The 8819-nt window shown below is 67.5% G+C and carries 8 protein-coding genes; 3 read left to right on the top strand and 5 right to left on the bottom strand.

From position 1 onward, the window contains the following. The coding region (locus G3N93_RS27870) for an ATP-binding cassette domain-containing protein (protein ID WP_206134408.1) at nt 1-1584 on the top strand (1584 nt) is incomplete at its 5' end. Between the two features lie 205 nt (nt 1585-1789). Here the strand turns inward: G3N93_RS27870 and G3N93_RS27865 are convergent. The 3 genes from G3N93_RS27865 to alr all read right to left on the bottom strand — a co-directional run bounded on the left by G3N93_RS27865 (nt 1790) and on the right by alr (nt 4661). Then, entirely contained in the window at nt 1790-2056 is a 267-nt protein-coding gene (locus tag G3N93_RS27865) for a DUF2866 domain-containing protein (protein WP_174944456.1), read from the bottom strand. Between the two features lie 146 nt (nt 2057-2202). Next, entirely contained in the window at nt 2203-3579 is a 1377-nt protein-coding gene (gene radA / locus G3N93_RS27860; RefSeq protein WP_059233837.1) for a DNA repair protein RadA, read from the bottom strand. Nucleotides 3580-3590: 11 nt separating this feature from the next. Further along, complete coding sequence (alr, locus tag G3N93_RS27855; RefSeq protein ID WP_174944453.1) at nt 3591-4661, bottom strand: alanine racemase; 1071 nt, start codon at nt 4659-4661, stop codon at nt 3591-3593. A 218-nt stretch (nt 4662-4879) separates the two neighbouring features. Between alr and lplT the strand changes: the two genes are divergently transcribed. Together lplT and thiD are read left to right on the top strand one after the other, a co-directional pair. After that, entirely contained in the window at nt 4880-6187 is a 1308-nt protein-coding gene (gene lplT, locus G3N93_RS27850) for a lysophospholipid transporter LplT (protein ID WP_089425701.1), read from the top strand. 58 nt (nt 6188-6245) lie between these two features. Next, nucleotides 6246-7055 carry a bifunctional hydroxymethylpyrimidine kinase/phosphomethylpyrimidine kinase gene (gene thiD / locus G3N93_RS27845; RefSeq protein WP_206134407.1) on the top strand — a complete coding sequence of 270 codons (810 nt, stop codon included), beginning with the start codon at nt 6246-6248 and terminating at the stop codon, nt 7053-7055. 18 nt (nt 7056-7073) lie between these two features. On the opposite strand, the gene G3N93_RS27840 is transcribed toward thiD, so the two are convergent. Continuing rightward, nucleotides 7074-8039: a DUF1853 family protein gene (locus G3N93_RS27840; protein WP_206134406.1), complete on the bottom strand. Its 966-nt coding sequence runs from the start codon at nt 8037-8039 to the stop codon at nt 7074-7076. Then, a partial coding sequence (locus tag G3N93_RS27835) for a uracil-DNA glycosylase (RefSeq protein WP_241026729.1) occupies nt 8036-8819 on the bottom strand: 784 nt, incomplete at its 5' end. The genes G3N93_RS27840 and G3N93_RS27835, both read right to left, overlap by 4 nt.

Here is an 8819-nt window from a genome sequence, read left to right as displayed (position 1 = left end):
TTCGCCGACGCCGACGGCTACACCGCCCCCGCCCGCGCCGAGGCGCTGCTGCTCGGCCTCGGCTTCACGCTCGCGCAGACGCGTGAATCCGTCGCCAGCTTCTCCGGCGGCTGGCGCATGCGCCTGAACCTCGCGCAGGCGCTGATGTGCCGCTCCGACCTGCTGCTGCTCGACGAACCGACGAACCACCTCGACCTCGACGCGATCGTCTGGCTCGAAGACTGGCTGCACCGCTACCCCGGCACGCTCGTCGTGATTTCGCACGACCGCGAATTCCTCGATTCGATCTGCAATGTCACGCTGCACCTGGAAAACCGCCAGGTGAAGCGCTACGGCGGCAACTACTCGCAGTTCGAAGTGCTGCGCGCGCAGCAACTGGCGCTGCAGCAAAGCGCCTACGAAAAGCAGCAGAAGACGATCGAGCACCTGCAGAGCTTCGTCGACCGCTTCAAGGCCAAGGCGACCAAGGCCAAGCAGGCGCAGAGCCGGATGAAGGCACTGGAGAAGATGGAGCTGATCGCGCCGGCGCACATCGCGTCGCCGTTCACATTCGAATTCCGCACGCCCGATGCCGCGCCGAACCCGATGATGGTGATGGAAGACGTCCGCTGCGGCTACCACGCCGACGGTGGAGCGGAAATCCCGATCGTCGAGCGCGTCGCGCTGTCGATCCAGAACGGCCAGCGCATCGGCCTGCTCGGTGCGAACGGCCAGGGCAAGTCGACGCTGATCAAGACGCTGGCCGGCACGCTCGCGCCGCTGTCGGGGCACGTCCGCGACGGCAAGGGGCTGACGATCGGCTATTTCGCGCAGCACCAGCTCGAAACGCTGCGCGAGGACGATTCGCCGCTCGCGCACCTGGCGCGGCTCGCGCCCGACACGCGCGAGCAGGAGCTGCGCGACTTCCTTGGCGGCTTCAACTTTTCGGGCGACATGGCGACCACCCCGGTCGGGCCGTTTTCGGGCGGTGAAAAGGCCCGCCTCGCACTCGCGCTGATCATCTGGCAGAAGCCGAACCTGCTGCTGCTCGACGAACCGACCAACCACCTCGACCTCGAAACGCGTCATGCGCTGACGATGGCGCTCGCGCAGTTCGAAGGCACGCTGATCCTCGTCTCGCACGACCGCCACCTGCTGCGCGCGACGACCGACCAGTTCATGCTGGTCGCGAAGCACCGGCTGCAGCCGTTCGACGGCGACCTCGACGACTACCGCGACTGGCTGCTGCAGCACGCGGCCGAGCAGCGCGCCGCCGCGAAGGCCGACAGCGCGGCTTCATCGAGCGCGGGAGCCGCGGCCAATCGCAAGGACCAGAAGCGTCAGGCCGCCGAGGAGCGGCAGCGCCTGTCGGTGTTGAAGAAGCCGCTGCAGACGCGCATCACGAAGCTCGAAAAGGAAATGGAGACGCTGCACGCGGAAAAGGCGCGCCTCGACACGTTCGTCGCCGATCCGGCGAGCTACGAGGCCGAGCGCAAGACGGAACTGACCGATGCGATCCGCAAGCTCGGCGACGTCAGCACACGCCTCGAAACAGTCGAGGCCGATTGGCTCGCCGCGCAGGAAGAGCTCGAGCAGATCGGCTGACCGCCGTCGCGGCGCAGCCGGCCGGCACACCAGTCGGTCCGGCGTGCCGGCTGCCTCGCGGCAGCGGTACCTTGGTATCGATGCCCCTCGACAAACCATCGGGCCCTTTACTGGCCCAGATACGACAAGGCCGGGCGCAAAAGCCCGGCCTGTTCATTCCTTACCGTCGTCACTCAGTTCCGCGGCAGCTCGCCGCGCCGCCGGCTCAGCGTCGCGGCAATGTATCGCGCGGCATCTGCTCGTCGTCGCCCATCAGGTACCGGCGCCCTTCGGTCGGCCGCCGGATCGCCGCGGCGACTTCCGCTTCCGTCACGTCCTCGGACACGACCTTGCGCGCGAGGCGCCCCTCTTCGTCGATCCATTCGACGATCCGGCACCCGCCGCCCCAGGGTTGGCGAATCGGCTCAGACACACGGCAGCCACGCAGGTTGTAAAGGCGTCCGCTCGGCGCTTCCCCATACGATTTCAACATAGGATCCCTTCGCATTGCGCGGTTCGACAATCCGGCAAAGGATAGGGAAAAGCGATGTCCGGCGGGTTACAGAACCCTACATCTTCTTTACAGCGAATTACGCGACAGATCGCCCGCACGCATGGCCCGGGCGCCTGCCGGGCCGGTCACTCGAGATCGCGCACGCGGTCGATCGCCTGCTCGAGCCGATCGACCGCCATCACGTTCAGCCCTTCGATCGGCTGCTTCGGCGCATTCGCCTTCGGAATCAGCGCGGACGTGAATCCGAGCTTCGCGGCTTCGCGCAACCGCTCCTGCCCGCGGGGCGACGGCCGGATCTCGCCCGCCAGCCCCACTTCGCCGAACACGATCAGCCCTTTCGGCAAAGCCTTGTTGCGCATCGACGAATGGATCGCAAGCAGCACCGCGAGGTCGGCGGCCGGCTCGGTGATCTTCACGCCACCCACGGCATTGAGGAACACGTCCTGGTCGAAACACGCGATGCCTGCGTGCCGGTGCAGCACCGCGAGCAGCATCGCAAGCCGGTTCTGTTCGAGGCCGACCGCGAGCCGGCGCGGGTTCGGCACGTGCGCCGTATCGACGAGCGCCTGGACTTCGACGAGCAGCGGGCGCGTACCTTCCTGCGTGACGAGCACGCACGAACCGGGCACGACCTGCTCGTGCTGCGACAGGAACAGCGCGGACGGATTCGCGACGCCGCGCAGCCCGCGCTCGGTCATCGCGAACACGCCGAGTTCGTTGACCGCACCGAAACGGTTCTTGAACGCACGCACGAGCCGGAACGACGAATGCGTGTCGCCTTCGAAGTACAGCACGGTGTCGACGATGTGCTCGAGCACGCGCGGGCCGGCCAGGTTGCCCTCCTTCGTCACGTGCCCGACCATGATGATCGCGGTGCCCGACTGCTTCGCGATGCGCGTGAGCTGCGCCGCGCACTCGCGCACCTGTGCGACCGAGCCCGGCGCCGACGTGAGCGCTTCCGAATAGACGGTCTGGATCGAGTCGATCACGGCCACGTCCGGCCGCTCCGCATCGATCGCGGCCTGGATCTTCTCGAGCTGGATCTCGGCGAGCAGCTTCAGCTCATCCGCCGGCGCACCGCCGTCGAGCAGCGCCAGCCGTTGCGCACGCAATGCGATCTGCGCGGCCGATTCCTCACCGCTGATATAGAGCGCGCGCCGCTCGCTCGCGATATCCGCGAGCGACTGCAACAGCAGCGTCGACTTGCCGATGCCGGGATCGCCGCCGATCAGCACGACGCCGCCCGGGACCAGCCCACCGCCGAGCACGCGGTCGAATTCGCCGATGCCGGTCGAGAAGCGCGGCACGTCGGCCGCTTCGATGTCGACGAGACGCTGGACGGGCGCCCGTTTCGCGAGCGACTGGAAACGATGGGCAGCCGGCGCCTCGGCGACCGATTCGACCAGCGTGTTCCAGGCCTGGCACGACGGGCATTGGCCCTGCCACTTCGGGGTCTGTCCGCCGCACTCGCTGCAGACGTATACGGTTTTCTGTTTGGCCACGCGCAACGCCCTTATTCCGCGCGCACGGGCACGCGGCCGGCGACCGCGCACATCAGCTCGTAACCGATCGTGCCGCAATGGCGAGCGACGTCGTCGATCGGCAGCGCGTTGCCCCACAGCTCGACGCGCGCGCCGACACCGGCCTGCGGGCACGGTGACAGGTCGACGGTAATCATGTCCATCGATACGCGACCGACGATCCGCGTGCGGATGCCGTCGACGATCACGGGCGTGCCTTCGGGCGCGACCCGCGGATAGCCGTCCGCGTAACCGCACGCGACCACGCCGATCCGCATCGGCGCCTGCGCGGAGAACGTCGAGCCATAGCCGATGGCCTGGCCCTTCCCGATCGTCTGCACCGCGATCAGCTCGGACGCGAGCGTCATCGCAGGCTTCAGCCCGGTATCGGCGATGTCGGAAGACAGCCCGGACGGCGACGCGCCGTACAGCACGATCCCCGGGCGCACCCAGTCGAAGTGCGTGTCCGGATGCCACAGCACGGCCGCGGAGTTCGCGAGGCTGCGTGCGCCGGCGATGTTTTCCGCGCCGCGCTCGAACGTCGCGAGCTGCTCGGCGACGCCGCGCTCGTTGTCCGCATCCGAAAAATGGGTCATCAACGTGATCTGGCCGATGCCGTGGCACGCGCGGGCGCGCTCCCATGCGGCGCGGTATTTTTCCGGCAGGTAGCCGAGCCGGTTCATCCCGCTGTTCATCTTGAGCTGCACGTTGACGGGCTTCGACAGCCGCGCCGTTTCCAGCATCCGCATCTGCTCGTCGTTGTGGACGGTTGTCGTCAGGCTGTAGCGGTCGATCACGTCGATGTCGGTCGAGCGGAAGAACCCTTCGAGCAGCAGGATCGGACCGGCCCAGCCGAGCTCGCGCAGCTTGACGGCCTCGTCGAGGTCGAGCAGGCCGAAGCCGTCGGTGCCGCGCAGGCCGGGAAACGCACGCGCAAGACCGTGACCGTACGCGTTGGCCTTGACGACCGCCCAGACCTTGGACGGGCCGGCAAAGCGGCGGACGACGGAGAGATTGTTCGCGAGAGCGGCGGTATGGATGGTGGCGGAGATCGGGCGCGGCATGGGAAATTTACGTAAAGACGCTTGCGAATCATCAGCTTACCGCGCCTTTTGAGCACTGAAGCCGACAATTTGCGGAACGATCGGGGAATCTTGCTAGTCCGAATTGGCGTATTTTCATGTTATAAAGCCGTGCGCACAACCCATTTCGAACGGAATAAGCCGATCGCATACCAGGCGGCCTACGCGGCCCTGCCGCAGCGACGAAAGCATCGCATCAGATGAAAAAAGGTTTTTACACCATCATGGCCGCGCAGTTTTTCTCGTCGCTGGCCGACAATGCGCTCCTCATCGCCGCCATCGCCCTGCTGAAAGACCTCCACGCCCCCAACTGGATGACACCGCTGTTGAAGCTGTTCTTCGTGTTGTCCTATGTGGTGCTGGCGGCCTATGTCGGCGCCTTCGCGGATTCGCGCCCGAAGGGCCGCGTGATGTTCATCACCAACTCGATCAAGGTCGTCGGCTGCATGATCATGCTGTTCGGCGCCCACCCGCTGATCGCGTACGGGATCGTCGGTTTCGGCGCGGCGGCCTATTCGCCCGCGAAATACGGCATCCTCACCGAGCTGCTGCCGGCCGACCGGCTGGTCGCCGCGAACGGCTGGATCGAAGGCACGACCGTCAGCTCGATCATTCTCGGCACCGTGCTGGGCGGCGCGCTGATCAGCCCGCACATCGCGTCGCACGTGATCGCGCACACGCCCGCCTGGATCGGCACGCCCGCCGAAGCGGCAATGGCGATCATCATGGCGATCTACGTGATCGCCGCGCTGTTCAACCTGCGCATCCCCGATACCGGCGCCCGCTACCCGAAGCAGGAACGCGGCCCGGTCAAGCTCCTCACCGATTTCGCCGACTGCTTCATGGTGCTGTGGCGCGACAAGCTCGGCCAGATCTCGCTGGCAGTCACGACGCTGTTCTGGGGCGCGGGCGCGACGCTGCAGTTCATCGTGCTGAAGTGGGCTGAAGTGTCGCTCGGCATGTCGCTGTCGGAAGGCGCGATCCTGCAGGCCGTGGTCGCCGTCGGCGTCGCGGCCGGCGCAATCGCCGCTGCCGCGCGGATCCCGTTGAAGAAGTCGCTGACCGTGCTGCCCGTCGGCATCATCATGGGCATCGCGGTGATGCTGATGGCGTTCTACACGCGCGACCTGTTCCCGTCGCACTGGGCCGTGCACATCGGCCACCTGCGGATGCCCGTGTACCTGATCATCGCGTACATCTTCCTGATGTGCGTCGGCGCGTTGTCCGGCTACTTCGTCGTTCCGATGAACGCGCTGCTGCAGCATCGCGGCCACGTGCTGCTGTCGGCCGGCCACTCGATCGCGGTGCAGAACTTCAACGAGAACCTGTCGGTGCTCGTGATGCTGTGCCTGTATGCGGTGCTCGTGTGGCTCGACGTGCCGGTCGGCGTCGTGATCGTGCTGTTCGGCACGTTCGTCTGCCTGACGATGTGGCTCGTGATGCGCCGCCACCAGGCGAACCAGCGTCAGTTCGACTCGGTCGCGCTGATCGGCGAATCGCGACACTGACGCTACACTTCCCGTTTCCGTCCGCCGGCGCCGGTTCTCGAACCGGCGCGTTGCCCTCATGACGCACCCGATACCCAACATCCTGACGATCGCCGGCTCCGATTCGGGCGGCGGCGCAGGCATCCAGGCCGACCTGAAGACCTTTTCCGCGCTCGGCGCGTATGGCGCGAGCGTGATCACGGCGCTGACCGCGCAGAACACGCGCGGCGTGACAGGCGTGCATGCGCCGGATGCCGCGTTCGTGACCGCGCAACTCGATGCGGTGTTCGGCGATATCCGCATCGATGCGGTCAAGATCGGGATGCTCGCGAACGCGGCGATCGTGCACGCGGTCGCCGACGCGCTGCGCCGATACGCGCCGCGCTTCGTCGTGCTCGACACGGTGATGATTTCCAAGAGCTCGCACGCACTGCTCGCGCCCGACGCCGTCGCCGCGTTGCGCGATGTGCTGCTGCCGCTCGCGACGGTCGTGACGCCGAATCTGCCCGAAGCAGCCGCGCTGCTGAACGATGCGCCCGCAACCACCGAAGACGACATGGTCAGGCAAGGCCAGGCATTGCTGCAGACGGGGGCGCGCGCCGTGCTGATGAAAGGCGGCCACCTGCCCGACGCGTCCGCAAGCCCCGACTGGCTCGTCGAAGCGACCCGCACCGTGCGGCTGGACGGCGCACGCGTGCCGGTCAGCAACACACACGGCACCGGCTGCACGCTGTCGTCGGCGATCGCCGCGCTGCTGCCGCAGCAGCCCGACCTCGAAAGCGCGGTGCGCGAAGCCAAGACCTACCTGACCGGCGCGATCGCCGCGAGCGGCCACCTCGACGTCGGTCACGGCGTCGGCCCCGTCCATCACTTCCATCGCTGGTGGTGAGCGCCGGCTGACGCGGCGTCAGTGATCCTGCGCAGCGAACGCCTCCGCACGCGTCGGCCAGTCGTCCGTCACGACGAAGCCGCGTGCCATTTCGCGCCACGTGCCGTCACTGCCCTTTTCATGAATGCCGATCAGCGCGGGAGCCTCACGTGCCGTCAGTATGGACGGCAGTTCCAGAGCGGCCGCCAGCGGTTCGGGGTCGAATCCGCTATCGGCGGCAGCGCGTCGCGGCGCGAGCCACGCAAGCCGCGGCAACACGCTCCACGCGACACCGGCACGCTGCTCGGCCGCCCAGGCTGGCCACTGCGCATGAGTCAGCCAGAAGCCGTGCGGGTGATCCGGCGCGATTTCTGCGGACACCGGCGGCAACGGCGCGCCGTGCGGATAGAACAACCAGCCCTTGATGAACATCTGCGCATCGGACGGCGCGCCGTAGCCGAGCCGCGCGAACCCGTCGCGATCGCCGAGCCGAAGCTGATGCTCGAGTAGCCGGATGCGCTTGCGGTCGAACCGGTCGACGAGGTTGGGGCCGACGAAATCGGCGAGCGAAGCGCCGGCCTGCACCGGCGCGCACAGGTAGCACTTCACCGCGAGTTCCCAGTGCAGGCGCTGCCCGTCCGGTGCATCGACGAGAAAATCGACTTCGCCGAGCGTCTTGCCGTTGCTGCGCAGCGGCAGATTGGCCGCGACGAGCCGCAGCGACGGCCCGTGCGTCAGGAAATACTCGAGCAGGCATTCGGCGTAACGGCCGAGCCGGGTGGGCCGGAAGCCGTCGAGCGCACGATGCAGCGGCTCGGGCTGCGCATCGAGCGCGGCGAGCCATGCTTCGACAGCCGCCTGCCCGGCCGCATCCAGCCACGGGCGCGCAAGCGGCGCGTCCGGCACCGCGGTGAGCAGGCTCGGGCTGGCCAGCAGCCAGCCCAGATCCCGAACCGCGACGTCGTGCAGCGTATCGACGAATGCGAACGCCGCGCCGGTCGTCATTGTCCGGCCGGCCCGTTCGCGTCGCCGCCTTCCGTGCGCTGGAACGTGTCGCGTGCGAGGCACAGGTCGGCCCATGCCTTCGACTTGTCCTGCAGGCTGCGAAGCAGGTACGCCGGATGGTAGGTCACGATCACCGGCACGCCTTCGTACGCATGCACGCGGCCGCGCAGCGACGCAATGCTCGCATCCGTCTTCAGCAGCGTCTGCGCGGCGAAGCGGCCGAGCGCGACGATCAGCTTCGGCTTCACGAGTGCGACCTGGCGCTGCAGATAAGGCTCGCAGCTCGCGACTTCGTCCGGCTCCGGGTTGCGGTTGCCGGGCGGCCGGCACTTGATCACGTTCGCGATGTACACGTTGTCGCCGCGCTTGAGCGACAGCGACTGCAACATGTTGTCGAGCAGCTTGCCGGCCTGGCCGACGAACGGCTCGCCCTGCTTGTCCTCGTTCTCGCCCGGCGCTTCGCCGATCAGCATCCAGTCCGCTTCGCGGTCGCCGACGCCGAACACGGTGTTGGTCCGCTTCTCGCACAAACGGCACAGCGTGCAGTCGGCCACGCGCGCGGCCAGCGCATCCCAGTCGAGCGCGGCAACCGGCGTACCAACGGGACGCGATTCGGCCACCGGCACGGGAGCGCCCGGCGGCGCCGCATCGAACCACGCGAAATCGTCGGGTCCGGCAGGCGGCATGTCGTCCATCGGCGGCATCGTGTCGGTCGACGCAACCGGCGTAACCGGTGCTGGCGCGCGATCGCCGTCGTCGCCTCGGCGCGCCGGGGCGGCA

Source organism: Burkholderia sp. Se-20378 (genome assembly GCF_017104665.1).
Classification (GTDB): domain Bacteria; phylum Pseudomonadota; class Gammaproteobacteria; order Burkholderiales; family Burkholderiaceae; genus Burkholderia; species Burkholderia lata.
This window is presented reverse-complemented; position numbering and strand designations above follow the sequence as displayed.

Bases quoted from the DNA above. Each gene is read 5' to 3' on its own strand.
- G3N93_RS27865 (WP_174944456.1), bottom strand. From the start codon at position 2,056: ATGTTGAAATCGTATGGGGAAGCGCCGAGCGGACGCCTTTACAACCTG.
- alr (WP_174944453.1), bottom strand. From the start codon at position 4,661: ATGCCGCGCCCGATCTCCGCCACCATCCATACCGCCGCTCTCGCGAAC.
- lplT (WP_089425701.1), top strand. From the start codon at position 4,880: ATGAAAAAAGGTTTTTACACCATCATGGCCGCGCAGTTTTTCTCGTCG.
- G3N93_RS27840 (WP_206134406.1), bottom strand. From the start codon at position 8,039: ATGACGACCGGCGCGGCGTTCGCATTCGTCGATACGCTGCACGACGTC.
- thiD (WP_206134407.1), top strand. From the start codon at position 6,246: ATGACGCACCCGATACCCAACATCCTGACGATCGCCGGCTCCGATTCG.